At 70.7% G+C, this 25,000-nt stretch carries 25 protein-coding genes and 1 tRNA gene; 18 read left to right on the top strand and 8 right to left on the bottom strand.

Features of this window, described 5'->3' with window-relative positions; genetic code table 11:
* Nucleotides 1-67: 67 nt before the first annotated feature.
* The gene (locus ACIBJC_RS34950; RefSeq protein WP_399299571.1) at nt 68-1,726 is read right to left on the bottom strand and encodes a tetratricopeptide repeat protein; all 1,659 of its coding nucleotides are present in this window, start codon (nt 1,724-1,726) and stop codon (nt 68-70) included.
* A gap of 97 nt (nt 1,727-1,823) precedes the next feature.
* Here ACIBJC_RS34950 and ACIBJC_RS34945 point away from each other — a divergent pair, with 97 nt between their 5' ends.
* Together ACIBJC_RS34945 and ACIBJC_RS34940 are read left to right on the top strand one after the other, a co-directional pair.
* The gene (locus ACIBJC_RS34945) at nt 1,824-3,191 is read left to right on the top strand and encodes an FAD-binding oxidoreductase (protein WP_399299568.1); all 1,368 of its coding nucleotides are present in this window, start codon (nt 1,824-1,826) and stop codon (nt 3,189-3,191) included.
* A 33-nt stretch (nt 3,192-3,224) separates the two neighbouring features.
* Complete coding sequence (locus tag ACIBJC_RS34940; protein WP_399299565.1) at nt 3,225-3,992, top strand: hypothetical protein; 768 nt, start codon at nt 3,225-3,227, stop codon at nt 3,990-3,992.
* Nucleotides 3,993-4,008: 16 nt separating this feature from the next.
* On the opposite strand, the gene ACIBJC_RS34935 is transcribed toward ACIBJC_RS34940, so the two are convergent.
* On the bottom strand, nt 4,009-4,485 hold the full coding sequence (locus ACIBJC_RS34935) for an SsgA family sporulation/cell division regulator (RefSeq protein ID WP_399299562.1): 477 nt from the start codon (nt 4,483-4,485) through the stop codon (nt 4,009-4,011).
* A gap of 143 nt (nt 4,486-4,628) precedes the next feature.
* On the opposite strand from ACIBJC_RS34935, the gene ACIBJC_RS34930 reads away from it, so the two are divergent.
* The 3 genes from ACIBJC_RS34930 to ACIBJC_RS34920 all read left to right on the top strand — a co-directional run bounded on the left by ACIBJC_RS34930 (nt 4,629) and on the right by ACIBJC_RS34920 (nt 7,794).
* Nucleotides 4,629-5,024, top strand: a complete 396-nt coding sequence (locus tag ACIBJC_RS34930; RefSeq protein ID WP_399299559.1) for a hypothetical protein — start codon at nt 4,629-4,631, stop codon at nt 5,022-5,024.
* Nucleotides 5,025-5,422: 398 nt separating this feature from the next.
* Nucleotides 5,423-6,874 (top strand): RDD family protein, encoded by a 1,452-nt coding sequence (locus ACIBJC_RS34925; protein ID WP_399299556.1) that lies wholly within the window; start codon nt 5,423-5,425, stop codon nt 6,872-6,874.
* Nucleotides 6,875-6,981: 107 nt separating this feature from the next.
* Nucleotides 6,982-7,794 (top strand): RDD family protein, encoded by an 813-nt coding sequence (locus ACIBJC_RS34920; protein WP_399299553.1) that lies wholly within the window; start codon nt 6,982-6,984, stop codon nt 7,792-7,794.
* Nucleotides 7,795-7,855: 61 nt separating this feature from the next.
* Here ACIBJC_RS34920 and ACIBJC_RS34915 read toward each other — a convergent pair whose 3' ends face one another.
* A complete protein-coding gene (locus tag ACIBJC_RS34915) occupies nt 7,856-8,149 on the bottom strand; it encodes a hypothetical protein (protein ID WP_329826855.1) in 294 nt (97 codons plus the stop codon).
* A 464-nt stretch (nt 8,150-8,613) separates the two neighbouring features.
* Here ACIBJC_RS34915 and ACIBJC_RS34910 point away from each other — a divergent pair, with 464 nt between their 5' ends.
* Nucleotides 8,614-11,037 (top strand): immune inhibitor A domain-containing protein, encoded by a 2,424-nt coding sequence (locus tag ACIBJC_RS34910; protein WP_399299550.1) that lies wholly within the window; start codon nt 8,614-8,616, stop codon nt 11,035-11,037.
* 124 nt (nt 11,038-11,161) lie between these two features.
* On the top strand, nt 11,162-11,494 hold the full coding sequence (locus tag ACIBJC_RS34905; RefSeq protein ID WP_399299548.1) for a hypothetical protein: 333 nt from the start codon (nt 11,162-11,164) through the stop codon (nt 11,492-11,494).
* 133 nt (nt 11,495-11,627) lie between these two features.
* On the opposite strand, the gene ACIBJC_RS34900 is transcribed toward ACIBJC_RS34905, so the two are convergent.
* The gene (locus ACIBJC_RS34900) at nt 11,628-12,221 is read right to left on the bottom strand and encodes an isochorismatase family protein (RefSeq protein WP_399299545.1); all 594 of its coding nucleotides are present in this window, start codon (nt 12,219-12,221) and stop codon (nt 11,628-11,630) included.
* Nucleotides 12,222-12,419: 198 nt separating this feature from the next.
* The gene (locus ACIBJC_RS34895; protein ID WP_399299542.1) at nt 12,420-13,748 is read right to left on the bottom strand and encodes a nicotinate phosphoribosyltransferase; all 1,329 of its coding nucleotides are present in this window, start codon (nt 13,746-13,748) and stop codon (nt 12,420-12,422) included.
* 145 nt (nt 13,749-13,893) lie between these two features.
* Between ACIBJC_RS34895 and clpS the strand changes: the two genes are divergently transcribed.
* The 8 genes from clpS (at nt 13,894) to ACIBJC_RS34855 (ending at nt 19,921) form a co-directional block, all read left to right on the top strand.
* Nucleotides 13,894-14,199: an ATP-dependent Clp protease adapter ClpS gene (clpS, locus tag ACIBJC_RS34890; protein ID WP_329826863.1), complete on the top strand. Its 306-nt coding sequence runs from the start codon at nt 13,894-13,896 to the stop codon at nt 14,197-14,199.
* The gene (locus tag ACIBJC_RS34885) at nt 14,199-14,801 is read left to right on the top strand and encodes a DUF2017 domain-containing protein (protein ID WP_399299538.1); all 603 of its coding nucleotides are present in this window, start codon (nt 14,199-14,201) and stop codon (nt 14,799-14,801) included. Before clpS ends, ACIBJC_RS34885 begins: the two co-directional genes overlap by 1 nt.
* 465 nt (nt 14,802-15,266) lie before the next feature.
* A complete protein-coding gene (locus ACIBJC_RS34880; protein WP_399299868.1) occupies nt 15,267-16,745 on the top strand; it encodes an amino acid permease in 1,479 nt (492 codons plus the stop codon).
* A gap of 125 nt (nt 16,746-16,870) precedes the next feature.
* On the top strand, nt 16,871-17,284 hold the full coding sequence (locus tag ACIBJC_RS34875) for a Mov34/MPN/PAD-1 family protein (RefSeq protein WP_399299536.1): 414 nt from the start codon (nt 16,871-16,873) through the stop codon (nt 17,282-17,284).
* 110 nt (nt 17,285-17,394) lie between these two features.
* Nucleotides 17,395-17,511: a putative leader peptide gene (locus tag ACIBJC_RS34870; RefSeq protein WP_329826866.1), complete on the top strand. Its 117-nt coding sequence runs from the start codon at nt 17,395-17,397 to the stop codon at nt 17,509-17,511.
* Between the two features lie 126 nt (nt 17,512-17,637).
* Nucleotides 17,638-17,943: a MoaD/ThiS family protein gene (locus ACIBJC_RS34865; protein ID WP_329826867.1), complete on the top strand. Its 306-nt coding sequence runs from the start codon at nt 17,638-17,640 to the stop codon at nt 17,941-17,943.
* The gene (locus ACIBJC_RS34860; protein ID WP_399299532.1) at nt 17,943-18,893 is read left to right on the top strand and encodes a PLP-dependent cysteine synthase family protein; all 951 of its coding nucleotides are present in this window, start codon (nt 17,943-17,945) and stop codon (nt 18,891-18,893) included. Before ACIBJC_RS34865 ends, ACIBJC_RS34860 begins: the two co-directional genes overlap by 1 nt.
* A 269-nt stretch (nt 18,894-19,162) precedes the next feature.
* Nucleotides 19,163-19,921: an MBL fold metallo-hydrolase gene (locus tag ACIBJC_RS34855; RefSeq protein ID WP_399299529.1), complete on the top strand. Its 759-nt coding sequence runs from the start codon at nt 19,163-19,165 to the stop codon at nt 19,919-19,921.
* 130 nt (nt 19,922-20,051) lie between these two features.
* Here the strand turns inward: ACIBJC_RS34855 and ACIBJC_RS34850 are convergent, their stop codons facing one another.
* Nucleotides 20,052-21,338, bottom strand: a complete 1,287-nt coding sequence (locus ACIBJC_RS34850; RefSeq protein ID WP_399299527.1) for a PTS transporter subunit EIIC — start codon at nt 21,336-21,338, stop codon at nt 20,052-20,054.
* Between the two features lie 164 nt (nt 21,339-21,502).
* Nucleotides 21,503-22,780 carry a PTS transporter subunit EIIC gene (locus ACIBJC_RS34845; RefSeq protein ID WP_399299524.1) on the bottom strand — a complete coding sequence of 426 codons (1,278 nt, stop codon included), beginning with the start codon at nt 22,778-22,780 and terminating at the stop codon, nt 21,503-21,505.
* Nucleotides 22,781-22,920: 140 nt separating this feature from the next.
* Here ACIBJC_RS34845 and ACIBJC_RS34840 point away from each other — a divergent pair, with 140 nt between their 5' ends.
* The 3 genes from ACIBJC_RS34840 to rdgB all read left to right on the top strand — a co-directional run bounded on the left by ACIBJC_RS34840 (nt 22,921) and on the right by rdgB (nt 24,718).
* Nucleotides 22,921-23,181 carry a PTS glucose/sucrose transporter subunit IIB gene (locus ACIBJC_RS34840; RefSeq protein WP_329827407.1) on the top strand — a complete coding sequence of 87 codons (261 nt, stop codon included), beginning with the start codon at nt 22,921-22,923 and terminating at the stop codon, nt 23,179-23,181.
* 143 nt (nt 23,182-23,324) lie between these two features.
* Nucleotides 23,325-24,056 (top strand): ribonuclease PH, encoded by a 732-nt coding sequence (gene rph / locus ACIBJC_RS34835; RefSeq protein WP_329826873.1) that lies wholly within the window; start codon nt 23,325-23,327, stop codon nt 24,054-24,056.
* Between the two features lie 59 nt (nt 24,057-24,115).
* Nucleotides 24,116-24,718: an RdgB/HAM1 family non-canonical purine NTP pyrophosphatase gene (rdgB, locus tag ACIBJC_RS34830; protein WP_399299520.1), complete on the top strand. Its 603-nt coding sequence runs from the start codon at nt 24,116-24,118 to the stop codon at nt 24,716-24,718.
* Between the two features lie 48 nt (nt 24,719-24,766).
* Here the strand turns inward: rdgB and ACIBJC_RS34825 are convergent.
* Nucleotides 24,767-24,851: transfer RNA gene (locus tag ACIBJC_RS34825), tRNA-Leu, on the bottom strand.
* Between the last annotated feature and the right edge of the window lie 149 nt (nt 24,852-25,000).

Here is a 25,000-nt window from a genome sequence, read left to right as displayed (position 1 = left end):
CGCTCCCGTACGTATGCCGCGTACGCCCCTGCCGGCGTATGCCGCGTGCGCCCCTACCGCCCGCCCCTCAGGAGGGCGACGGCGTCACCACCGGCACCGAAGGCACGGCCGGGCTCCCGCTCGGTGTTCCCGAAGGCGTGGCGCCCGTCGGAGGCTTCGTCGGCCGGGCCATCTCGGCCGGCTGCGGCGTCGACCCCGCGCCCTCCACGTCCCGCGGGCCGCCCTCCGCCGGCTCCCCGAGCGACTCCAGCGCGGTCAGCGCGCGCGGCGCCAGCAGCGGGGAGAAGTACGGGTTGATCCGCAGCGCGTCCCCGACATGGCGGCGGGCCGGGCCGTACATCTCCAGGGACCGTTCGATCTCGCCCCGGTGGTACAGGAACAGCGCGCTGCGCCGGCCCTGCTCCGTGGCCTTCTTCGCGTACTTCAGCGCCTCCTTGCCGTGGCCCGCCCGGTACAGCGCCCACCCGAGCGCGTCCGCGACCTCCATGCTCCTGTGGTGCCGTGCCCACTCGGCGCGCAGCCGCGCCACGGCCGCCGCCGGGTCGCCGTGGTCGGTCTCGAAGCGGGCGAGGACCAGCTCCTCGTTCACGCCGTGCCCCTGCGCCCGCGCCGCCCGCGCGCGCAGCGTCGCGTACTGGGTGCGGGCGTCGCCGTCCAGGCCGTTCGCGTCGTACAGCTCGCCGAGCTCCAGCGCGTACTCCGGGCGCGGCAGCTTCGCCAGCGCCGCCTGGTAGTCGCGGTACGCCTCGTCCGTCCTGCTCAGCGCGGCCAGCGCGCGCGCCCGGCCGGCCAGCGAGGCGGGGTGGTCGCGCACCGTCGCGAGCGCCGCGTCGTAGTGGCCCATCGCCTCGGTCGGCTCGCCGCGCTCCCAGGCCAGCTCGCCCAGCGCGTACAGCGCCTCCGCCTTCGCGGTGGGGGAGCCGGCGTGCGCCGTGGCCTCGTTGGCCTTCGCCTCCGCGTCCTCGCGCCAGCCCCGGTCGCGGTAGACGGACACCGCGCGCTCCAGTACGACGGGGCTGCCGGGGCGCAGCTCCTTCAGCTTGTCGAGCGCCTTGCCCGCCGCCGGGTAGTCGCCCAGACCGGTGTACGCGTCGATCAGCACCGGGTACGCGCTCCACGCCTCGGGCCGGCGGGCGCGGAGCGTCTCGCCCCACTTCTTGGCGGTGGTGAAGTCGTGGCGGGCGTTGGCGAGCGAGGCGAGGCCGGCCAGCGCCTGGGCGCGGGTGGGCGCGCCGAGCGCGCCCTGCTTGCCGTCGTCCCCGCCGTCCGAACCGTCCCCGCCCTCCGTACCGCCGTCGCCGTCCGTACCGTCGCCCTCCGCGGACTCGGCGGCGCGGGCCCCGTGGTCCTCGGGCCCTGCTGCCCCCACCGGCGGCCCCTTCAGCGAGCGCCGGAGCGCCTCGTCGGCCTTCGAGTAGTACGCCGAGTCCCCGCGCCGCTCGCCGCGTTCCACGTACGCCGCGCCCAGCACCGCCCACGCCGTGCTGTCCTCCGGATGCGTCCGCAGCCACTTCTCGCGGTCCAGGATGAGCGCGTCGAGATCCGGCAGCGACGCGGGCGCGCCCGCGCTCACCGCCGCGAGCGCCCGCTCCTCGGGGGTCGGCGTCCCCGCCCCGTCCCGGTCCGGTACGAACAGCAGGACGCCCCCGACCAGCGCGGCGCCGACCCCGGCCGCCAGCGCCGCCCTTCTGACCTGTCTGACCTGCTCCGTCTTCATGGCGTTCATGATGATTACTGTGCGTCAATATGAAGAGCACACACTGTCTTGAGTTGTGGATCGCCCACGGGTTCACACCGATGGCCCCGGGTGCGAGCCTGGGATCATGGACGATCTCCTCGTACGGCTCCGGACCGCCCTTCCCGCCGACGCCCTGATCACCGATCCCGACATCACGATCTCCTACGCCCACGACATGGCCAGCTTCTGCCCGGCCGGAACGCCCGCCGTCGTCGTACTGCCGCGCACCGTCGAAGAGGTCCAGCACGTCATGCGCACGGCCACCGCGCTCCGTGTCCCCGTCGTCCCGCAAGGAGCCCGTACGGGGCTGTCGGGCGCCGCCAATGCCTCGGACGGGTGCATCGTCCTCTCCCTCACCAGAATGGACCGGATCCTGGAGATCAACGCCGTCGACCGGATCGCCGTCGTCGAGCCCGGCGTCATCAACGCCACGCTCTCCCGCGCCGTCGCCGAACTGGGCCTCGCCTACCCGCCCGACCCGTCGAGCTGGGAGATGTGCACCATCGGCGGGAACATCGGCACCGCGTCCGGCGGGCTGTGCTGCGTCAAGTACGGCGTGACCGCGGAGTACGTCCTCGGCCTCGACGTCGTCCTCGCCGACGGCCGGCTCCTCACCACGGGACGCCGCACCGCCAAGGGCGTCGCCGGGTACGACCTGACCCGACTCTTCGTCGGCTCCGAGGGCAGCCTCGGCATCGTCGTCAAGGCCGTCCTCGCGCTCAAACCCGAGCCGCCCCAGCAGCTCGCCCTGGCCGCCGAGTTCGGCTCGGCCGCCGCCGCGTGCGACGCCGTCTGCCGGATCATGGAGAGCGGGCACACCCCGTCGCTGCTGGAGATCATGGACCGTACGACCGTCCGCGCCGTCAACGCGCTGGCCCACATGGGCCTCCCCGAGTCCACCGAGGCGCTGCTGCTCGCCGCCTTCGACACGCCGGACCCCGCCGCCGACCTCGCCGCGGTCGGCGAGCTGTGCGCGGCGGCCGGTGCCACCGAGGTGGTCCCCGCCGAGGACGCCGCCGAGTCGGAGCTGCTGCTCCAGGCCCGCCGCCTCGCGCTCCCCGCGCTGGAGGCGGTCCGGTCGGCCACGATGATCGACGACGTGTGCGTACCGCGCTCCCGGCTCGCCGCGATGATCGACGGCACGGCCGCCATCGCGGAGAAGTACGACCTGACCATCGGCGTCTGCGCCCACGCGGGCGACGGCAACACCCACCCCGTCGTCTGCTTCGACCAGGCCGACCCGGAGGAGTCCCGGCGGGCCCGCGCGTCCTTCGACGAGATCATGGGGCTCGGCCTGGAGCTGGGCGGCACCATCACCGGGGAGCACGGCGTCGGCACCCTGAAGAAGGAGTGGCTGTCGCGAGAGCTGGGGCCGGTGGGGCTGGAGTTGCAGCGCGGTATCAAGCAGACTTTCGACCCGCTGGGCTTGCTCAACCCGGGCAAGCTCTTCTGAGACCGAGGGCGCGGCGGTACGGGTGAGGTACGTGTGAGCAAGCTGACCGAGTACGACACGACGGCGGGCAGACGGGGCCTGGGCGACCGGCGCTCCGTCCACCGGGTCCACCGCGGGCTGCGCTGGATGGAGATCCTGCTCGTCCCGGCGGCCATGGCCGCCGTGATCGCCTACCTCACCCTCAAGTCCCCCTTCCTGTACGTGCCGGTGGTGGCCGGCCTCGTCTACGCGGGCTTCGCCGGCCTGCGCCGCATACCGCCCGCCGAGGGCGTGCGGATGGCCGTCGTGTACGAGGGCGGCGTGCTGCTGGGACACCCGCGGTCCCAGCCGGTCACGTACGCCTGGCAGGAGATCGACTCCACCGGCCACGACCTGGGCGACAGCGACATCGGCCTGGCCCCCGGCGGCTTCCGGACCACGGAACGGGCCGCCGTCACCGCGATCTGGCCGGCCGGCCGCGAGCAGCCGGTCGTCCTCGCCCATGTCGTACGGCAGAACAAGCTGGCCGAGGCGCTGGAGGCGGGCATCCGCCCCCGGCTGCTCGAACGGCTGCGCGCGACCCTGGACACGGAGGGCACGGTCCGCCTCGGTGACCTGGCCGTCACCGACGACGGCGTCACCCTGCACAGCGGCGCAGCCGCCGAGCCGACCGTGATCGAGTGGCCGGAGCTGGCGGAGACGACGACCTTCGGCCCGTCCCGGCTGCGGGTCCGCACGAGCACCGGGCGGTGCGACCTCCCCGTACGGAACGCGGCGACCGTCCGCGACTTCATCGAGGAGACCCGCGAACTCAACGTATGACACGCGCCCTCCGGCGTCACGCCTCGTCGTCCACGGACTCGTCCGACGGCCACGGGTCCCGCAGCCACAGCTCGTCGGTCGCCACCGGACTCAGCAGCGCGGCCAGCGCGTCGTCCAGACCGAGCCGCTCGGCCTCCGTCCCCGGCGGCACGATCCGCAGCGTCCGCTCCACCCACGCCGACAGCGCCCCCGACGGCCCTTCGAGCAGAGCGTCCCCGTCGGGCGAGGACAGCGCCACACACAGCACCTGCCGCCCGTCGACCTTCGTCGGCCAGATCCTGACATCCCCGTGCCCGCACGGCCTGAAGACCCCCTCCACCAGCAACTCCCGGGCGAAGGTCCAGTTCACGGGGGCGTCCGAGCCGACATGGAAGGTGATGTGCACGGCGTACGGATCGTCCGTACGGTACGTCAGCCGGGCGGGCACGGGGATGCTGCGCTCGGGCGACAGCACCAGATTCAGTTCCAGCTCGCGTTCGACCACAGAGTGCATGGCGGGCACTTCCTTTCCTGGCGGGGGGCCCAGCGGCGGGGCCTTACCAGGAGAGAGGCAGTACCTCTTGGTTCATGACGCGACTTTCGGCGATGACTTTGTGTGAGGGAACCTCTCACTCCCGCTCACCATAGGGTGGCCCGGTGTTCGATCACCTGGAGATCAGTGTGCTGCCGCCCGGGCCCCGGTTCGCGGCCCACCTGCGGTTCCGGGTCAACGGTGAGGACGTGGTGGCAGGCGCGGTCGGCGAAGGGGGGCGTGGGCCGTACGTGTCCGAGATGCTGCCCGTCGGCCGCCCCAGCCCCCTGCGCGCGGTCGGCGAGCGGCGGCGTCTGGAGTTGGGGGAGCCCGAGTGCACCGGCGGCTGCTGCGGCTTTCTGTCCGTGGCCGTACAGCGGATCGGGGACATCGTGTGGTGGTCGGACTGGCAGGTGCCCCACCTGGAGGTCCCGCCGCCGGAATGTCACTTCGAAGCCTGCCGGTACGACGCCGAGGTGGCTCGCGCGGAAGCGGACCGGTGGCGGCACGTTCCCTCGTAACGCACGTGTCGTAGGGCACGTGCTCACGGCCGGCTGTCACCGGGCGGCAACTGGGGCGGATCGTCAGTTTCCGAGCCGTCCGCCGGTCCGTCCGGGTGATGGGCTCTTGCGCGGCGTGCTTTCCGTGCTTCTGCCCCTTGGTCACACCATCCGCGTCGAACCCGTGTGCCGAATTGGTGCAGGTCCGCGAACAGATCCCACCCCGCAGCTTTACGCTTCGCAGCAGCGCCGCCGGCCTGGCGCCCGAACGGGGTTCTTTCTGCCGGGCGCCATCTTCCGGGCCCCGAGTTCTTCGTTAATGTCTTCCTGGACAAGCGGGAGTACGAATCCGGTCGCCGTTCCGGCGCCGGGCGGCCCTTTCAGGTCAATCATGGTGTGAGCGAACGGAGTTGGGGTCAGTGGCTACTCCTCCTGGTGACGGCGGGAACGTACCTCGGGAAGGCTTCTACCCGGACCCTTCCATTCCTGGATATGTCCGGTACTGGAACGGCGCCGCCTGGGTGCCCGGCACCTCGCGGCCCGCGCCCCGGGAGGGCGAGGGTGCGCAGGCCGCGCTGCCCGCCGCCGCCACGCCGCCCGCGCTGCCCGCCGTGGACGAGACGGGGCCGGTCTTCCTCGACGAGGACCCGCCCGAGCGGGCCCGGCAGGAGCCCGCCTCCGCGTGGCAGGCCGACGCCTCCCGCCAGACCGGGTTCGGCGGCGAGCGTGACGCCCGGGTCTCCTGGGGCGGGACGGGTCCGACCGGCCCGACGGGTCAGGACCCCCGGGTTCCCGCACCCGCACCCGCGCCCGCCCCGGCCGCCGATCCGACCGGGGGCGCGCTGCCCGGCGTACGCTCCCTCGGCCCCGGGGACGGCACCGGCGGCGACGGGGACGACGGGTCGGTCTCCGACGGTACGGTCGCGATCCGCCCCCAGCGGCGCGGCGGTGCCGGACCGGGACGGGCCCCGGCGCCCCGCGAAGGCGGAAAGCCGCCCGCCGACTCCACCATGACCATCCGCGCCCTGCGCGCCGCCCGGCGCGCGAAGGGCGAGGACGCCGCCTCGGAGCGCCCCGCCAGGGACGAGGGGACGATGGCGATCCGCGCGCTCGACGCCGGACCGAAGCCGCAGCTCCCCGCCCGTCAGCCGGTGCACCAGCAGCCACCGGCCCAGCCGTCCCCGCCGGTCCCGCACTCCTACGCGCCCGCGCCCCCGCCCGTACCCGAGCCCGACCCGGGGCCCATCAGCTCCGGCAGCGGCGGCGGCGCCACCTCCTGGGCCCAGCAGGTGCACCGGCTCGCCCAGCCGGACCAGGCCGACCAGCCCGTGGTGCCCTGGAAGCCGCCGGTCGAGGACCCGTTCCTCCAGGCCGCGCGCGCCCAGGCCGCCTCGCGCCCCGCCGGTCTCGGCAAGCGCGTCGTGGCCCGGCTGATCGACACGCTGATGCTGGGAGCCATCGTCGGCGCCATCGCCGTACCGCTCATCACCCGGGCCCTGGCCCATATCGACGACAAGGTCGAGGCGGCCAGGCAGACCGGACAGACCGTCACCGTCTGGCTGCTCGACGCCACCACGGCCGGCTACCTCGGCGGCGTCCTCGCCGCCCTGCTGGTCGTCGGCGTGGTCTACGAGGCCGTACCGACCGCCAAATGGGGACGCACGCTGGGCAAGAAGCTGTGCGGGCTCGACGTACGGGACATCGAGACCCACGAGGCCCCGGCCTTCGGCGCCGCGCTGCGCCGCTGGCTGGTCTACAGCGTGCTCGGGGTGCTCGTCGTGGGGCTCGGCAATGTGCTGTGGTGCCTGATCGACCGGCCGTGGCGGCAGTGCTGGCACGACAAGATCGCCCATACCTTCGTGGCGCGCTGAGCGTCCGGCGGCACCCCTGCTGACGGGGTGTGAGGCGGCGGCGGGGCGTTCCTCCGAACGGCGTCCCAGCCGTTGCGGGCCCTTCCTGCCCGGGGTGCACTGCCCCCATGAGCAATGATCAGCCGCCGCCCGGCCAGCCCCCCGAGGACGACCCCTTCCTCAAGAAGCCGCAGGGACCCCAGGGCCAGGGCCAGGGGCCGCAGGACCCTCAGGGACCGCAGGAGCCTCCGCCGCCCCAGGGGCCTCCGCCATCCTCAGGGGGTTCCGGGGACTCCGGGGGCTCCCCGTACGGCTCTCCCTACGGCGGCGAGCACGGCCCGCCCAAAGCCCCGCCCTACGACCCGAACGACCCCGGCGGCGGCGCGTACGGCGGCTCTCCCTACGGGCGGGACCCCTACGGGGGAGGGGGCGACGGCCCTTACGGCGGTACGGATCCGCTCGCCGGGATGCCGCCGCTCGCGCCGTTCGGCACCCGGCTCGCGGCCCGGATCATCGACGCCCTGATCATCTTCATCCCGCTGGCGGTCATCTCGCTGCTCGTCGGCGGCTGGCGCCACACCTCGAACAACACCGGGAACTGGGACGAGGTCACCAACCAGGTGAACACCGGCACCCAGTGGGTCTGGTCGCTCATCTCGATCATCGCGTACGTCGGCTACGACACCCTGATGACGAAGAAGTACGGGCAGACCCTCGGCAAGCGCTGGCTGAAGCTGCGGGTGGCGATGCTCAACGACGGGTCCGTACCGGAGTCCAACGCGTCGCTGCTGCGCGCCCTGGTGCTCTGGGTTCCCGCGCTGCTCTGCTGCCTCTGTCTCTGGTGGCTCATCATCATCGTGACGATCCTGGCCAGCCGGCCGTACCGGCAGGGTCTGCACGACAAGGCGGCCAGGACCGTGGTGGTGACGGCGACTCAGTGAGCGGCGACTCCCTGGGCGGCGACTCAGTGAGCGGCGACTCCGCGGGCGGCGCCCCGAACCGCTAGCGGCGGGCCTCGGCGCCCACGCCCGAGCCCTGCGTACGCGGTGCCGCCACCGTGGCGCGCGCCGTGGTGTCCGCGCCGGTCCGGTGGCGGGGGGTGGCCGCCCGCGCCGCCCGGTCCTTGCGGGGCAGCGGCACGGTCATGGCGACCAACAGCCCCAGACCGAGCGCGGCGACGCCGATCACCGCGACCCCGATGCCCGTACTCGTACCGGAGAGCAGGAGCATGGCGAGGGTGGAACAGACGATGGTGGCGGAGCCGTAGGCGAGCTGTGCGGCAGTCGGACGCGGCATGGCGGAATCCGTCCCTCGGGGGCGTCAATATCTGTGGGGTTCTGGGGATTCGGTGGTTCTGGGGGTGTTCGGTGCGTCTGGCGTGTCTGGTGCTGTCTCGTGCAGTGGGACAAGTGGGACCAGGCCGTGGCAAGGCGGTCGCACTGCCTACCGACTCTAAGACGGTGGATGCCCGAGTGGAACGGCTGGTAAGCGTGACCTGACCTTTGGTCCCGGTGCATGGGGGGCGCATCGAGTCACGCCGCCCTGCCAACAGGCCGAATATATGCACCGGTTGGCCGGTTCACTCCCTCCGTCCGGATAGTGAAACCGGAAGGCCGCATAATGCAATTGACGGGTTCAAGTCAAGGTCTGTCTTTTCTTTCTCAACTCGGGTCCAATGTCGTCACTTATGACGCGCAGACGCGCGCGGATCCTCCACTCCCGGTCCGCGGATCGCGTGCGCCGGGGAGGAACACCACCAAGTGATCAGAAACCGACGGGCGAGAAGAGTGTCCGCAGTGATCGTGGCGTTGGCCGCGACCGCCGCGACGGCTTCGGCCTTCACCACGGCTCAGGCCCAGGACCACCCCGCCTCCGCTTCCAGCGCCCCATCCGGCGCGGAGCGCCGTGACCCGGCGCCTCAGAAGGGGCAGGCCGACCACGACCTGGACGGCCCGTTCAGCAAGCAGCAGTCCAAGCAGCGCGAAGCCGCGCTCCAGCAGGTCATATCCGGCGACGCCAAGGTGGAGAAGCGCGGCGGCTCCCAGGTCGTCAAGCTCGACAACAAGAAGTACGTCGAGCTGGGCCGGGAGAAGACCGACAAGATCTTCACCATCCTCGTGGAGTTCGGCGACGACGTCGACAACTCGACGACGTACGACCCGGACGGTCCCGACGGCCCCCTGCCGCCCGTCGTCAGGTACGGCGGCGACCCCGGCCCGCTGCACAACGAGATAGCCGAGCCCGACCGGAAGGTGGACAACTCCACCGCCTGGCAGGCCGACTACAGCCAGGAGCACTTCCAGGACCTGTACTTCGGCACCGGCAAGGACGCCAAGGGCAAGCAGAAGGACTCCCTGAAGACGTACTACGAGAAGACGTCCTCCGGGCGCTACTCGGTCGACGGCGAGGTCTCCGACTGGGTCAAGGTCCCGTGGAACGAGGCCCGTTACGGTTCCAACTACTGCGGCTCCACCAACTGCGCCAACGTCTGGGACCTGGTCCGCGACGGCCTCACCGCCTGGACCGCAGGCCAGAAGGCCCAGGGGAAGACCGACGCCGAGATCAAGGACCACCTCGCCCAGTACGACCAGTGGGACCGGTACGACTTCGACGGCGACGGCAACTTCAACGAGCCCGACGGCTACGTCGACCACTTCCAGATCGTCCACGCCGGTGAGGACGAGTCCGCGGGCGGCGGCGTCCAGGGCACGGACGCCCTGTGGGCGCACCGCTGGTACGCGTACGGCAGCAACGCCGGCTCCACGGGCCCCGCGGGCAACAAGGCCGGCGGCGCGCCGGTCGGCGACACCGGCATCTGGGTCGGCGACTACACGATGCAGCCGGAGAACGGCGGCCTCGGGGTCTTCGCCCACGAGTACGGCCACGACCTGGGCCTGCCCGACCTGTACGACACCGCGGGCGGCGAGAACTCCACCGCCTTCTGGACGCTGATGTCGTCCGGCTCGTGGCTGGGCACCGGCAAGAACGAGATCGGCGACCTGCCCGGCGACATGACCGCCTGGGACAAGCTCCAGCTCGGCTGGCTCGACTACGCCGAGGCCAAGGCGGCCACCAACTCGACCCACAAGCTGGGCGTCTCCGCGTACAACACGAAGAACCCGCAGGCGCTTGTCGTCGAACTCCCCAAGAAGGAGAAGACCACGACGGTCGTGAAGCCCGCGGAAGGCTCCAAGCAGTGGTGGAGCGACATGGGTGACGACCTCAAGAACACCCTCACCCGTTCGGTGGATCTGACCGGCAAGTCCGCCGCGTCGCTCGACCTGACCGGCTGGTGGGACATCGAGGCCGACTACGACTACCTCTACACCGAGGTCTCCACGGACGGCGGCGCCAACTGGACGCCGCTGGAGGGCACGGCCGACGGCAAGTCCCTGACCCGCGACGCCGCCGACAAGCCGGCGCTGACCGGTGTCTCGGGCACGAACAAGAAGCTCGTCTTCCCGCTGGACGCCTACGCCGGCCAGAAGTTCGACCTGCGCTTCCGCTACCAGACGGACGGCGGCGTGAGCGGCAAGGGCTTCACGGCCGACGCGATCACCGTCACCGCCGACGGCGCCTCGGTCTTCACCGACAACGCCGAGGGCGACGACGCGGGCTGGACCGCGAACGGCTTCTCGCGGATCGGCGAGTCCTTCACCCAGGACTACGAGCAGTACTACATCGCCGAGAACCGCCAGTACGTCTCGTACGACCGGACCCTCAAGGTCGGCCCGTACAACTTCGGCTTCACGGCGCCGAACGACGGCAAGGTCGAGCACTTCCCGTACCAGAACGGCCTGCTGATCTGGCTGTGGGACACCTCGCAGAAGGACAACAACACCAGCCAGCACCCGGGCGAGGGCCTGGTCCTGCCGATCGACGCCCACGCCAAGCCGCTGAAGTGGTCGGACGGCACGCTGATGCGCAACCGGATCCAGTCGTACGACTCCACCTTCAGCTGGTGGCCGACGACCGGTCTCTCGCTCCACCGCGCCGACAAGCCGACGCGGATCTCCCCGTCGCTGGGCGCCCCGGTCTTCGACGACCGCAAGGGCACCTACTGGAGCGAGGAGAACAAGGGCGGAAGCGTCAAGGTTCCTGACACCAACACCAAGATCAGCATCATCAGCCAGCCGCTGGACGGCTCGACGATGACGGTCAAGGTAGGTAAGTCCGGCAAGTAACCGGAAGTAACCGCAGGTCAAATGCATGATCGGCCGTCGCCCCCTAGCGGGCGGCGGCCGATCGTGTTTAGGTGCGTCCTACGGATCTCTTATTGACACGACGTCTCACGGGGGAGATGAAGACATGGCAAGTGGAGGCTTCAGCAAGCTCCCGAACGGCACCGTGGTGGTGGCACTGACCCTGCCAAGACCGGCCGCCGAGGACGGCACCGTACGCGTCCTGGTGCTCGCCGCGAACCGGGCCCGCGCCCTGACCAGGCTGCGGAACCTGGGGCTCCGGGCGGTCTACCTGCGCGGCAACGCGGAGCCGCCGACACCGGACGAGGTCACGGCCGTACTGCACCACCCGGACGGCCTGCTCTGGCGTACGACACCGGGCGCGCCGGGGACGGGGACGGCCGACCAGCTCTGGCAGCCGATCCGCGCGCTGCTGAGACCCGCGGTGATGGGGTACTGACCCACCACGAAGCCCCCGGCCCACGGAACCCACGGAACCCCACGAAAAGCCCCGCAGCGGCCCAGGAAGGCCCTTGGAGTCCCGCTCCGGCCCGCCCCGTCCGCCCGGCGCCCTCCCGGCGCCCACGCGGACGTCAGAGGACCGGCTTGCCCGTCAGCACCACGCCCGCGTCCCGCAGCTCCTCCAGGGCCCGCTCCGTGGTCCCCGCGGCCACGCCCGCCGTCAGGTCCAGCAGCACGTGCGTGACGAAGCCGGCACGGACCGCGTCCAGCGCCGTCGCCCGTACGCAGTGGTCCGTGGCGATACCGACCACGTCGACCGCGGTCACCTCCCGCTCCCGCAGCCAGTCCGCCAGCCCGACGCCGTTCTCGTCGGCGCCCTCGAAGCCGCTGTACGCCGCCGTGTACGCGCCCTTGTCGAAGACCGCGCCGATCCCGCCCGAGGCGACCGCCGGGGCGAAGTTCGGGTGGAAGCCCACGCCCTCCGTACCGGCCACGCAGTGCACCGGCCAGGTGGTGACGTAGTCCGGCTCGGCCGGGGACACCGCGAAGTGGTCGCCCGGGTCGACGTGGTGATCACGGGTGGCGACCACGTGCCGGTACCCGGCGGTCGCCTCGCCTATCAGGTCGGTGATGGCGGCGGCGACATCGGCGCCCCCGGCCACGGCGAGGCTGCCGCCCTCGCAGAAGTCGTTCTGTACGTCGACGACGATCAGTGCGCGGTGCATGGCGGGGGTCCTTCAGTGGGGGAGCGGACGGGAGACGGAGCGGTAAGGGAAGCGGTGCGGAGGCCGGGGGAGGGCGGCTGGATGTGAGCGTAGAGACTCCGGCCGCCGTAGGGGAGAGGTCGCACGCCAGTACGGGACATACGCATCACACTCACCCTCTTCCCCTGCTCGTCCGCACCCCGTTCACACGTCCTCGGTTCACACGTACGCGGTCGGAATCACCGGCTCGCCCCGCGACAACTGCATCGCCGACATCGGCAGCCCCGCCCGCGCCGCCGCGTGCCGCTCCCGCGCCACGTCCAGCGACTCGCGCGCCACGATCTCGCCGCCCTTGACCAGCTCCACCAGGAGCTGCTGGTCCAGCAGCTCGGGCGGCACCGGGCCGGTGCCGAGCACCTCGGCCTCCGCGTACCCCTGCGCGTCGGGCCGGCGCGCCGCCCACTTGCGCCCGCCGACGGAGGTCTTCCCGCCCAGCGACTTCTTCGCCACCGGCCGGAGCGGGGCCTTCGGGTCCGCCGAAACGGCCCGCGCGACGATCTTGTAGACCATGGAGCAGGTGGGGTGCCCGCTGCCCGTGACGAGCTGGGTACCGACGCCGTACGCGTCCACGGGCGCCGCCGCCAGCGAGGCGATCGCGTACTCGTCCAGGTCCGAGGTGACCACGATCTTGGTGTTGACCGCGCCCAGCTCGTCGAGCTGCTGCCGCACCCGGTGCGCGACCAGCAGCAGATCGCCCGAGTCGATCCGTACGGAGCCCAGCTCGGGCCCGGCGATCTCCACGGCGGTCCGTACGGCCTCGGCCACGTCGTACGTGTCGACCAGCAGCGTCGTCCCCCGGCCGAGCGAGTCAATCTGGGCGCGGAAGGCGTCGCGCTCCGTGTCGTGCAGCAGGGTGAAGGCGTGCGCGCTCGTGCCGACCGTCGGGATGCCGTACCGGAACCCGGCGGCCAGGTCGGAGGTGGCGTCGAAGCCGCCCACGTACGCGGCGCGCGCGGCGGCCACCGCGGCCAGCTCGTGCGTCCGGCGCGCGCCCATCTCGATCAGCCGGCGCCCGCCCGCGGCCGTCGCCATCCGGGAGGCCGCGGCGGCGATCGCCGAGTCGTGGTTGAGGACCGAGAGGATCACGGTCTCCAGCAGGACGCACTCCGCGAAGGAGCCCTCGACCCGCAGCACCGGGGAGCCGGGGAAGTAGACCTCGCCCTCCGGGTAGCCCCAGATGTCGCCGCGGAAGCGGTACGAGGCGAGCCAGGCGAGCGTCGGCTCGTCGACGATCGCGTTCTCGCGCAGGAAGCGGAGCAGGTCGGGGTCGAAGCGGAAGTTCTCCACGGCGTCCAGGACGCGCCCGGTGCCCGCCACGACCCCGTACCTGCGGCCTTCGGGCAGCCGCCGGGTGAAGACCTCGAAGACGGAGCGCCGGTCGGCCGTACCGGCCCGCAGTGCCGCCTGGAGCATCGTCAGCTCGTACTGATCGGTGAAGAGCGCGGTTGACGGAATGTCCACCGGCAGCCCAAGGTCCGCAGTGTTCATACGACGATGCTACCTCGCAATAGTCGTCACTCTGACGATTTCTCGGTGGCCGTTTGTGCGACACCGCTCACGTGGTGGCAGCATGGGACGCGTGAGGCCGCGGCATGCCGGCGCCCCCCTGCGGAGAAGAAGGTCGTCCCGAACCGTGAGTGTTGCTCCGACTGAGATCGAACGCCCCGAATCGGCCGAGGAGACCTTCGCGGTCCCTGAGCCGGACGTGCCGTGGGTGACGATCGTCCACAACGACCCGGTCAACCTCATGAGTTACGTGGCGTACGTCTTCCAGACCTATTTCGGCTATTCGAAGGACAAGGCGCACAAGTTGATGCTCGACGTCCACCACAAGGGCCGCGCGGTCGTCTCCAGCGGCAGCCGCGAGGAGATGGAGCGCGATGTGCAGGCCATGCACGGATTCGGGCTCTGGGCGACCCTCTCGCAGGACCGCACCTGATGGCCGGGCGCTTCGAGGCGATCCCGGGCGGCGGCGCGGCCGTCGCGCTCGACGAGGTCGAGATCTCGATCCTGCGGTCGCTGGCCGTGCAGTTGCTGGAGCTGATCGGCCCCGCCGACGAACCCGCGCAGGGTGAGGACCCGCTCGCCGCGCTCTTCGCCCCGGGCCCCAGCGAGCCGCCCGCCGACCCGGCGCTGGCCCGGCTCTTCCCGGACGCGTACGGCGATCCGGAGGCCTCCGGCGAGGGCTCCGTCGACAACGAACTGAAGGAGTACTCCTCGGAGTTCCGCCGGTTCACCGAGAACGACCTGCGCGACCGCAAGCGCGAGGACGGCGTGGCGCTCGTCCGCACGCTGGACGCGCTCACCGCCACGGGCGAGGGCGGCGCCGTACTGAAGCTGACGCCCGACGACTGCGCGCACTGGCTGGGCGCGCTCAACGATCTGCGGCTGACGATCGGTACGCGCCTGGAGGTCTCCGACGAGGACGAGGGCGGCGAGCTGTACCGGCTGCCGGACTCCGACCCGCGCAAGCCGATGGTGATGGCGTACCTCTGGCTCGGCGCGCTCCAGGAGACGCTCGTCGAGACCCTGATGACCTGATGACCTGATGCCCTGACGGCCTGATGGTCCCGGCGGGGTTCCGAGCGGGTTCAGGGCGGGGGTCGGCCGGGGGCCGGGCGGGGGTCGGCCGGGGTTCCGGACGACCCGGTTCCGGTGACGCCTCCGCGCCACGTCGAGGTCACTCGAACGCCGCCCTCCGTGTCCTCGCCATACGCTCAAATGATGCTCAAATTGACATAACGATCCCGTCACCACCACGGCCTTCTTTGCGGTTCGCGGTGCGATTCGTCCCCTTTTTCCTGTGGGCTGGGCCACAATCGCGGGCGCCGGGCGCCCGTCCTCCCGTGATAGATCTGCCGGACCCCCCGGGGACGCCACCCCTGTCCCCGGGGGTGTCTCGACCGGCCGAACGCCGGTGGCACTCCATCCATATCCGGGGGGATCAGGAACCGGTCCGTGGCCGCGAGCGGTCCGCGGAGCTGCATGGAGAAAGGGCGCATGACCATGACCTCTGCGCAGGTCGACAAGGAGTACGGCGGCGAAGGGCCCGCCAGGGGTCCCGCCGGGAACGGCGCGGACGAAGAGGGGTACGAGCGCGGACTCGGCAGCCGCCAGGTCCAGATGATCGCCATCGGCGGAGCGATCGGCGTCGGCCTCTTCATGGGCGCCGGGGCGAACATCGCCAAGGCCGGTCCCAGCATCATCCTCATGTACGCCCTCGCCGGCGTCGTGATCTTCTTCATCATGCGGGCCCTGGGCGAACTGCTCCTCTACCGGCCCGTCTCGGGCTCCTTCGCGGAGTACGCCCGCGAGTTCCTCGGCCCCTTCTTCGGCTTCGCCACCGGCTGGACGTACTGGCTGATGTGGGTCGTCACCGGCATGGCGGAACTCACCGCCGCCGCGATCTACATCCACTTCTGGTTCCCGCAGATCCCCCAGTGGGTCAGCGCGCTGGTCTTCCTGGTGGTCCTCTTCGGGGTGAACCTGATCTCGGTGAAGATCTTCGGCGAGGTCGAGTTCTGGTTCTCGATGATCAAGGTCACCGCCATCATCGGCATGATCGTCATCGGCCTGGGCGTGCTCACCCTCGGCTTCTCCGACGCCGGTGACACCGCCACCGCCGGCAACCTCTGGGCGCACCACGGCGTCTTCCCCAACGGCATCGGCTCCAGCCTGATGACCCTCCAGGGCGTCATGTTCGCCTACCTCGCCGTCGAACTCGTCGGCGTCACGGCGGGCGAGTCCGAGAACCCCGAGAAGACCCTCCCCAAGGCCATCAACACCCTGCCCTGGCGCATCATCGTCTTCTACGTCGGCGCGCTCACCGTGATCCTCTCGGTCGTCAAGTGGACCGAGTTCTCGGAGGGCACCAGCCCCTTCGTCCACGCCTTCGAGAAGATGGGCATCCCGCTCGCCGCGGGCATCGTCAACTTCGTCGTACTGACCGCCGCGCTCTCCTCCTGCAACTCCGGCATGTACTCCACCGGCCGGATGCTGCGCGACCTCGCCGCCAACAGCGAGGCGCCAAGCGCCTTCGGCCGGCTCAACTCCCGCAGGACCCCGGCCGTCGGCATCGCCGTCTCCGTCGCCCTCATGGGCATCGGCGTGATCCTCAACTACCTCGTCCCCGAGAAGGCGTTCGGCTATGTGACCTCCGTCGCCACCGCCGCCGGCATCTGGACCTGGATGATGATCCTGATCAGCCACATCCGCTACCGGCGCGGCGTCGAGGCCGGCCGGCTGCCCGCCTCGTCCTTCCCGGCGCCCGGCGGCTCGCTCTTCAGCTGGATCGCGGTCGGCTTCCTCGCCCTGGTCACCTGTCTGATCGCGTACGACAGCGACGCGCGGATCTCCCTCTACGTGGGGGCGGTCTGGGCGGTGTTCCTCGCCGTCGGCTGGCAGTACGTGAAGAACCGCGCCCCGCAGCGCGCGAAGACCTCCGGCACCCCGGACGAGCCGGAGTACGCCCCGGCCTCCGAGTGACCTCCCGCGCGTGACGTGACCTCCCGCGCGTGACTTCGTCACGCCGCCCCGGTCGTCAGGCCCCCGGATCGCGGCAGACGCCCCTGATCCGGGGGCCTTCGTGGCGGTCCCTCTATATTTTCTTCATGCTCACCATCACCCAGGACCTGCACGACCGGATCGTGGCGCACGCGCGAACCGACCACCCCGACGAGGCGTGCGGCGTCGTCGCGGGCCCCGAGGGCACCGGCCGGCCCGAGCGGTTCATCCCCATGCTGAACGCCGCCCGCTCGCCCACCTTCTACGAGTTCGACTCCGTCGACCTGCTCAAGCTCTACCGCGAGATGGACGACCGCGACGAGGAGCCGGTGATCATCTACCACTCCCACACCGCGACCGAGGCGTACCCGTCCCGTACGGACATCACCTACGCCAACGAACCCGGCGCCCACTACGTCCTGGTCTCCACCGCCGACACCGACGGCGCCGGCCCCTTCCAGTTCCGCTCGTACCGCATCGTGGACGGCACGGTCGAGGAAGAGCCCGTCGAGATCGTCTGACCGCCCTGTCCAGCTCTCTGCCCACCCCCTTGTCCATCAGGTGGACGCCGAACGTCCACCCAGTGGGAACGCATGCCGGGACGCGGAACGGGAATCGATACGATGAGCGCATGGTTTCCACCGACGTGAGCGACAAGACGCCGAGCACCCCGCTGCTCGTGGCGCGGCTGCACGTCGACCTGTGCCGCCTCGCCAGTGCCATCTGTACCGGCCGCGCCGCCGGCTGAGCGACGGCCCGCCCGGAGCGCGGTCCTCCGTACCCGCACGCACGTCGCACGTACCCAGCACCACCCCCTCGCGCGGGGGCCCGAGCCGCGCGCCCGTCACGCAGTCTCCCGACAGGAGCCCATGTCATGGCCATCGAGGTCCGCATCCCGACCATCCTCCGCACCTACACCGACGGCGCCAAGGCGGTCGAGGGCACCGGCAACACGCTCTCCGAGCTCTTCGCCGACCTCGACACCCGCCACACCGGCATCCGGGAGCGGCTGATCGACCCCGCCAAGGACAACCAGCTCCGCCGCTTCGTCAACGTCTACCTCAACGACGAGGACGTCCGCTTCCTGGACGGCATCGCCACCAAACTCGCCGACGGCGACAGCGTCACCATCCTCCCGGCCGTGGCCGGCGGCGCGCCCGACGCGACGCACGCCGTCTGATGCGGTACGACTCCCCGCTCGCGGCGGTCGGCAACACCCCCCTGGTCCGGCTTCCCCGGCTGTCCCCCTCGGCGGACGTACGGATCTGGGCCAAGCTGGAGGACCGTAACCCGACCGGCTCCGTCAAGGACCGGCCCGCGCTCCACATGGTCGAGCAGGCGGAGAAGGACGGCCGGCTCACCCCCGGCTGCACCATCCTGGAGCCCACCAGCGGCAACACCGGCATTTCGCTCGCCATGGCGGCCAGGCTCAAGGGCTACCGCATCGTCTGCGTGATGCCGGAGAACACCTCGCAGGAGCGGCGCGACCTGCTCACCATGTGGGGGGCCGAGATCGTCCCGTCCCCCGCCGCGGGCGGCTCCAACACCGCCGTACGGGTCGCGAAGGAACTCGCGGCCCAGAACCCCTCCTGGGTGATGCTCTACCAGTACGGCAACCCCGACAACGCGGGCGCCCACTACGCCACCACGGGCCCGGAGATCCTCGCCGACCTGCCCTCCGTCACCCACTTCGTGGCGGGCCTCGGCACCACGGGCACGCTCATGGGCGTCGGCCGCTACCTGCGCGAGCACGTCGAGGGCGTCCAGATCGTCGCCGCGGAGCCCCGCTACGACGACCTCGTCTACGGGCTGCGCAACCTCGACGAGGGCTTCGTCCCCGAGCTGTACGACGCCTCCGTCCTCACCACCCGCTTCTCCGTCGGCTCGGCCGACGCCGTCACCCGTACCCGCGAACTCCTCCAGCAGGAGGGCATCTTCGCGGGCGTCTCGACCGGCGCCGCCCTGCACGCGGCGATCGGCGTGGGCCGCAAGGCGGTCAAGGCGGGGGAGAGCGCCGACATCGTCTTCGTCGTGGCGGACGGCGGCTGGAAGTACCTGTCGACCGGCGTCTACACGGCGGCGACCACCGAAGAGGCGATCGAGGCGCTGCACGGCCAGCTCTGGGCGTAGCGGTCCGCGGCGGCCGGCCGGCGGCCGGGGAGTGCGTACGGAGCACAGTCGGAGCGCGGACGGTGCGCGGACGGGGAACAGGACGGGCGCGGGCCCCGTGGCGTGGAGCGGGGCCCCACCCGTACGGACCATCCGAACCAGTGACGTCCTGGGTGAGTTCCCCCACAACGGACCACTGTGGAGGAGCGACCAGCCGTTTCGCGCTTTACGCTCGGTAAACCGCACAACCCCCGTCGCCCCGCCGTCCACGCCACGGAGGTTCCCGCTCCATGAAGCTCACCGTCGTCGGCTGTTCGGGCTCGTTCCCCGCCGCGGGATCGGCCTGCTCCAGTTACCTCGTAGAGGCCGACGGCTTCCGGCTGCTCCTCGACATGGGTAATGGCGCCCTTGGCGAGTTGCAGCGCCACATCGGTCTCTACGACCTCGACGCCATCTTCCTCAGCCATCTCCACGCCGACCACTGCATCGACATGTGCGCCTACTTCGTCGCGCGCTACTACCGCTTCGACGGCGGACGGTGCGACCCGATCCCCGTCTACGGCCCCGAGGGCACCGAACAGCGCCTCACCACGGCGTACGCGGACACCCCCACGGACAAGTCCATGAGCGAGGTCTTCGACTTCCACACCCTCAAGCCGGGCTCGGGCTCGTTCGACATCGGCCCGTTCTCCGTCCGTACGGAGAAGGTCGCGCACCCCGTCGACACCTTCGCGATCCGCGTCGAGCACGGCGGCAGATCCCTCACCTACTCCGGCGACACCGGCGTCTGCGAACCCCTGGTCGAGCTGGCGGACGGGACGGACCTCTTCCTCTGCGAGGCGGCCTTCACCTACGGCAAGGAGGACGTCGTGGGCCTGCACCTCAACGGCCGCGAGGCCGGCGCGCACGCCGCCCGCGCCCACGCCCGCAGGCTCGTCCTCACCCATGTCCCGCCGTGGACCGACGGGGACCGCAACCTGGCCGACGCGCGCGACGTGTACGGGGGCCCGGCCGAGCTGGCCGTCCCCGGCGCGGTCTACGAGATCTGACGCGGCGTACGGGACCGTACTCGTATTCGTACGCGTACCTGTACGCGACCGTGGGCCCGGCCGTCCTGACATCGGCCGGGCCCACGGAACCCAGGGGGAGAGGCGCCGGGAGAGGCGCCGGGAGAGGCGCCTACTTCGCCTCGGCCTTGAGGAGTTCGGCGAGCTCCTCGTCCGACTCCCGCCCCGGCGTCGGGAGGTTGAACCGGACGATCGCGAAACGGAAGATCGCGTAGTAGAGGGCCGCGAAACAGAGCCCGACCAGCGCCAGCCCCAACGGGTTGGTCGCGATGCCCAGGTTGAGGAAGTAGTCGACCGCGCCCGCCGAGAAGCCGAAGCCGTCCTTCATACCGAGCGCCCAGGTCAGCGCCATGGACACCCCGGTCAGCACGGCGTGGACCGCGTACAGCACCGGCGCGATGAACATGAACGTGAACTCGATCGGCTCCGTGACACCCGTCACGAACGCGGTCAGCGCGAGCGAGAGCATCATGCCGCCGACGGCCTTGCGCCGCTCGGGGCGCGCGCAGTGCGTGATGGCCAGACAGGCCGCGGGCAGCGCGAACATCATGATCGGGAAGAAGCCGGTCATGAACTGCCCGGCCGTCGGGTCGCCCGCCAGGAAGCGGTTGATGTCACCGCTCTTGCCGTCGAACGTACCGGCCTGGAACCACGGGAACGAGTTGAGGAGATGGTGCATGCCGACCGGGATCAGCGCACGGTTTGCGACACCGAAGATGCCCGCGCCGACCGCGCCCGAACCCACCAGCCACTCACCGAGGTTGTGCAGCCCGGCACCCAGAACCGGCCATATGTAGCCGAAGACGATGCCGATGCCGAGCCCGGCGAACGCGGAGAGGATCGGCACGAGACGACGGCCGCCGAAGAAGCCCGCCCAGTCCGGCAGCTTCGTCCGGTAGAACTTCTGGTACAGCAGGGCGACCACCACGCCCATCACCACACCGCCGAGGACCTTCGCGTCCACGGGCGCGTCCGTCATCACGATCTTGCCGTCCACCACCTGCGCCACCTTGGGCAGGTTCGAGTCGGTGAAGGTCGCCAGCACGTTCTTGAAGACCAGATAGCCGGTGACGGCGGCGAGCGCGGTCGAGCCGTCCGCCTTCTTCGCGAAGCCGATCGCGATACCCACGGCGAACAGCAGCGGCATGTTGTCCAGGATCGCGTTGCCGCCCGCGGCCATGAAGCCCGCGATCTTCGTGACGAACGCGGGGAACGACTCACGGCCGAGCATGTCCGCGTTCCCGAGCCGTACCAGCAGCGCCCCGGCGGGCAGGACCGCGACGGGCAGCATCAGGCTGCGCCCGATACGCTGCATCACGGACATCAGGCCGCTGCCCTTTTTCGGCTTCGCCGCCGCGGGCTTGTTCTCCGCCGCGGGGGCGGCGCTGGCCGTGGACATCAACTTCCTCCAGGGGGAACGCGGCACACGGCCGCGTGGTCTACACCACTCAATGGTTTAGACCAGTTGTACACGGTGAGGAACGGATAAGGAACCGCCGTAATTCGGCGAAAAATGTGACCTGGGTTACGCGGTTACGTCCCGGGCCGGAGCGCCGTCGCGGGCTACCTGGTGTTCTGGTCCTCGATCTCCGACTCCAGCTCCTCCGGCTCCCGCCCCGGCGTCGGAATGTCGAACACCGTGATCGCGACCCGGAAGACCACGTAGTAGACCACCGCGAAGCAGAGGCCGATCGGAATGATCAGCCAGGGCTTGGTGTCCAGATGCCAGTTCACCACGTAATCGATCAGCCCGGCCGAGAAGCTGAACCCCGCGTGCACCCCCAGCGCCCAGGTGATCGCCATCGAAGCACCCGTCAGCAGCGCGTGCGCCCCGTACAGCAGCGGCGCCGCGAACATGAACGAGAACTCCAGCGGCTCCGTCACCCCCGTCACGAACGACGTGAGGGCCACGGAGAGCATCAGCCCCGCGATCCGCTTACGGTGCTCGGGGCGCGCGCAGTGAGTGATCGCCAGCGCCGCCGCCGGCAGCCCGAACATCATGATCGGGAAGAACCCCGACATGAACTGCCCCGCCGACGGATCCCCGGCGAAGAACCGCGTCAGATCGCCCTGGACGACCGTGCCGTCCGGCTTCGTGAACGAACCCGCCTGGAACCAGAAGAACGTGTTCAGGAACTGATGCATACCGATCGGGATGAGCAGCCGGTTGGCCACACCGAAGATCCCCGCACCCCAGGCACCCAGCCCGATGAGCTGCTTCGCGAACGCCGTCAGCGCGTCACCCACCGGCTGCCACAGCAACCCGAAGGCCACCCCGAGCACCACACAGATGAACGCCATCAGGATCGGCACCAACCGGCGCCCGTTGAAGAAACCCAGCCAGTCCACCAGCCGCGTCCGGTGGAACCGCTGCCAGACCACCGCCGTCAGCAGCCCGATCAGAATGCCCCCGAGCACCCCCGGGTTCTGCGGCACCCCGTCCGGCGCCGCCTTCGTCACCGAGCCGCCGACCGGGAACGCGGCCAGCACATTGTGGTAGACGAGAAAACCGACCACCGCGGCGAGCGCCGTCGACCCGTCCGCCTTCTTCGCGAAGCCGATCGCCACCCCGATGCAGAAGAGCAGCGGCAGCCCGAACGCCGCGTCGAGGATCGCCGTACCGCCCTGGGTGAACACCTTCGCCGTCTTGTCCCAGAACGGGCCGTGCAGATACGCCGAGAAGAGATTGCCCAGGCTGACCAGCAGACCGGCGGCGGGCAGCACGGCCACCGGGAGCTGCAGACTCCGGCCGACCTTCTGGAGCCCCTGGAACACGCCGTTCCACCAGCGTCCCGGCCGCCGCGCCGACTGTCCCGGCACAGCGGCGCCGTCGGCGCTCATCGGCGTTCCCCCATTCCTCTCCCATCCCTCCACTACTGGTGTAGACCAGTTGAGTTAGGCTTCTCCCCGCCATCATTCGGTACGGCGAGACGCCCCGCCCGCGAAGATGAGCCAACCGTGCGTTACGGTGACAAAACGGTCTGTGTTCGAACGTCAGGGAGAAAGACATGGCCACCAAGGCTGAAAAGATCGTCGCCGGACTCGGCGGGCTCGACAACATCGAGGAGATCGAGGGCTGCATCACCCGCCTCCGCACCGAAGTCGTCAACCCCGACCTCGTCGACGAGATCGCCCTCAAGGCGGCCGGAGCCCACGGCGTCGTCAAGATGGGCACCGCGGTCCAGGTGGTCATCGGCACGGACGCCGACCCCATCGCGGCGGACATCGAAGACATGATGTAAACGCGACGAAGACAACGCGACGCGGAATCGCGACGAAGGCAACGCGACCCCGAAATCGCGACGCGGAGGAGCGGGGCCTGAATCCGACCACGGTCACCACCGCCGGATCAGGCCCCTCTCCACGTCCCGATAGGCTCACAACCATGTCTCGAATCGACGGCCGCACCCCCGAACAGCTCCGCCCCGTCACCATCGAACGCGGATGGAGCAAGCACGCCGAGGGCTCCGTCCTCATCTCCTTCGGTGACACCAGGGTCTTCTGCACCGCCTCCGTCAGCGAAGGCGTCCCCCGCTGGCGCAAGGGCAGCGGCGAAGGCTGGGTCACCGCCGAATACTCCATGCTGCCCCGCGCCACCAACTCCCGCGGCGACCGCGAATCCGTACGCGGCAAGATCGGCGGACGCACCCACGAGATCAGCCGCCTCATCGGCCGCTCCCTGCGCGCAGTCATCGACTACAAGGCGCTCGGCGAGAACACCATCGTCCTCGACTGCGACGTCCTCCAGGCCGACGGCGGCACCCGCACCGCCGCCATCACCGGCGCCTACGTCGCCCTCGCCGACGCCGTCACCTGGGCCCAGGGCAAGAAGATCGTCAAGGCCGGCCGGCGCCCCCTCACCGGCACCGTCGCCGCCGTCAGCGTCGGCATCGTCGACGGCGCGCCGCTCCTCGACCTCTGTTACGAGGAGGACGTCCGCGCCGACACCGACATGAACGTCGTCTGCACCGGCGACGGCCGCTTCGTCGAGGTCCAGGGCACGGCCGAGGCCGAACCCTTCGACCGCAAGGAACTGAACGCCCTCCTCGACCTCGCGACGGCCGGCTGCGTCGACCTCGCCGCACTCCAGAACGAGGCCCTCGCCCGCACGGCCTGACGCCCGCCACCGTACGGGCGCCCGTCCGGCGCGCCCGTACGGTACGGATACTGGTGGGCATGACCCGCCTGATCCTCGCCACCCGCAACGCCGGGAAAATCACCGAACTCAAGGCCATCCTCGCGGACGCCGGCCTGCCGCACGAACTGGTCGGGGCGGAGGCGTACCCCGACATCCCCGACGTCAAGGAAACCGGCGTCACCTTCGCCGAGAACGCCCTCCTCAAGGCCCACGCCCTCGCCTCCGCCACCGGCCTCCCGGCCGTGGCCGACGACTCCGGCCTCTGCGTCGACGTCCTGGGCGGCGCCCCCGGCATCTTCTCCGCCCGCTGGGCAGGCACCCACGGCGACGACAAGGCCAACCTGGACCTCCTCCTGGCCCAACTCGCCGACATCGCCCCACCCCACCGCACCGCCCACTTCGCCTGCGCGGCAGCCCTGGCCCTCCCGGACGGAACGGAACGCGTGGTCGAAGGCCGCCTCCTGGGCACCCTCCGCCCCACCCCGGCAGGCACGGGCGGCTTCGGCTACGACCCGATCCTCCAGCCGGAGGGCGACACGAGGACGTGCGCGGAACTGACGGCGGCGGAGAAGAACGCGATCAGCCACCGGGGCAAGGCGTTCCGGGCGCTGGTCCCGGTGGTACGGGAGCTGCTGGGCTGAGAGACGCCGTCGGCCCCGTCCGGCATCGGACGGGGCCAACGGGCACGGTGCGGCCGGTGGGATTCGAACCCACACGGGATTTCTCCCACTGGGATCTAAACCCAGCTCGGCTGCCTGATTACGACACGGCCGCTTGCCGCCAACCATGGTACCGGCCGGGCGGCTTTTCAGGGGAGCAGGAGAGGCCCTAGTACTACAGGGCTAGATCTTGATCATCTGGAGTCGTAGCCGCCTTCGGAAATGGTGCCGTCGTGCCTCCGCCTGATGCGCGCGTCGCCAGAC

The sequence above is a fragment of the Streptomyces sp. NPDC050509 genome (genome assembly GCF_044457965.1).
GTDB lineage: Bacteria > Actinomycetota > Actinomycetes > Streptomycetales > Streptomycetaceae > Streptomyces.
The sequence above is the reverse complement of the archived record's forward strand: the minus strand, read 5'-3'. Positions and strand labels throughout refer to the sequence as shown.

Bases quoted from the DNA above. Each gene is read 5' to 3' on its own strand.
- ACIBJC_RS34950 (WP_399299571.1), bottom strand. From the start codon at position 1,726: ATGAACGCCATGAAGACGGAGCAGGTCAGACAGGTCAGAAGGGCGGCG.
- ACIBJC_RS34945 (WP_399299568.1), top strand. From the start codon at position 1,824: ATGGACGATCTCCTCGTACGGCTCCGGACCGCCCTTCCCGCCGACGCC.
- ACIBJC_RS34935 (WP_399299562.1), bottom strand. From the start codon at position 4,485: ATGCACTCTGTGGTCGAACGCGAGCTGGAACTGAATCTGGTGCTGTCG.
- ACIBJC_RS34920 (WP_399299553.1), top strand. From the start codon at position 6,982: ATGAGCAATGATCAGCCGCCGCCCGGCCAGCCCCCCGAGGACGACCCC.
- ACIBJC_RS34915 (WP_329826855.1), bottom strand. From the start codon at position 8,149: ATGCCGCGTCCGACTGCCGCACAGCTCGCCTACGGCTCCGCCACCATC.
- ACIBJC_RS34905 (WP_399299548.1), top strand. From the start codon at position 11,162: ATGGCAAGTGGAGGCTTCAGCAAGCTCCCGAACGGCACCGTGGTGGTG.
- ACIBJC_RS34900 (WP_399299545.1), bottom strand. From the start codon at position 12,221: ATGCACCGCGCACTGATCGTCGTCGACGTACAGAACGACTTCTGCGAG.
- ACIBJC_RS34895 (WP_399299542.1), bottom strand. From the start codon at position 13,748: ATGAACACTGCGGACCTTGGGCTGCCGGTGGACATTCCGTCAACCGCG.
- ACIBJC_RS34885 (WP_399299538.1), top strand. From the start codon at position 14,199: ATGGCCGGGCGCTTCGAGGCGATCCCGGGCGGCGGCGCGGCCGTCGCG.
- ACIBJC_RS34880 (WP_399299868.1), top strand. From the start codon at position 15,267: ATGACCTCTGCGCAGGTCGACAAGGAGTACGGCGGCGAAGGGCCCGCC.
- ACIBJC_RS34875 (WP_399299536.1), top strand. From the start codon at position 16,871: ATGCTCACCATCACCCAGGACCTGCACGACCGGATCGTGGCGCACGCG.
- ACIBJC_RS34870 (WP_329826866.1), top strand. From the start codon at position 17,395: ATGGTTTCCACCGACGTGAGCGACAAGACGCCGAGCACCCCGCTGCTC.
- ACIBJC_RS34865 (WP_329826867.1), top strand. From the start codon at position 17,638: ATGGCCATCGAGGTCCGCATCCCGACCATCCTCCGCACCTACACCGAC.
- ACIBJC_RS34860 (WP_399299532.1), top strand. From the start codon at position 17,943: ATGCGGTACGACTCCCCGCTCGCGGCGGTCGGCAACACCCCCCTGGTC.
- ACIBJC_RS34855 (WP_399299529.1), top strand. From the start codon at position 19,163: ATGAAGCTCACCGTCGTCGGCTGTTCGGGCTCGTTCCCCGCCGCGGGA.
- ACIBJC_RS34850 (WP_399299527.1), bottom strand. From the start codon at position 21,338: ATGTCCACGGCCAGCGCCGCCCCCGCGGCGGAGAACAAGCCCGCGGCG.
- ACIBJC_RS34845 (WP_399299524.1), bottom strand. From the start codon at position 22,780: ATGAGCGCCGACGGCGCCGCTGTGCCGGGACAGTCGGCGCGGCGGCCG.
- rph (WP_329826873.1), top strand. From the start codon at position 23,325: ATGTCTCGAATCGACGGCCGCACCCCCGAACAGCTCCGCCCCGTCACC.
- rdgB (WP_399299520.1), top strand. From the start codon at position 24,116: ATGACCCGCCTGATCCTCGCCACCCGCAACGCCGGGAAAATCACCGAA.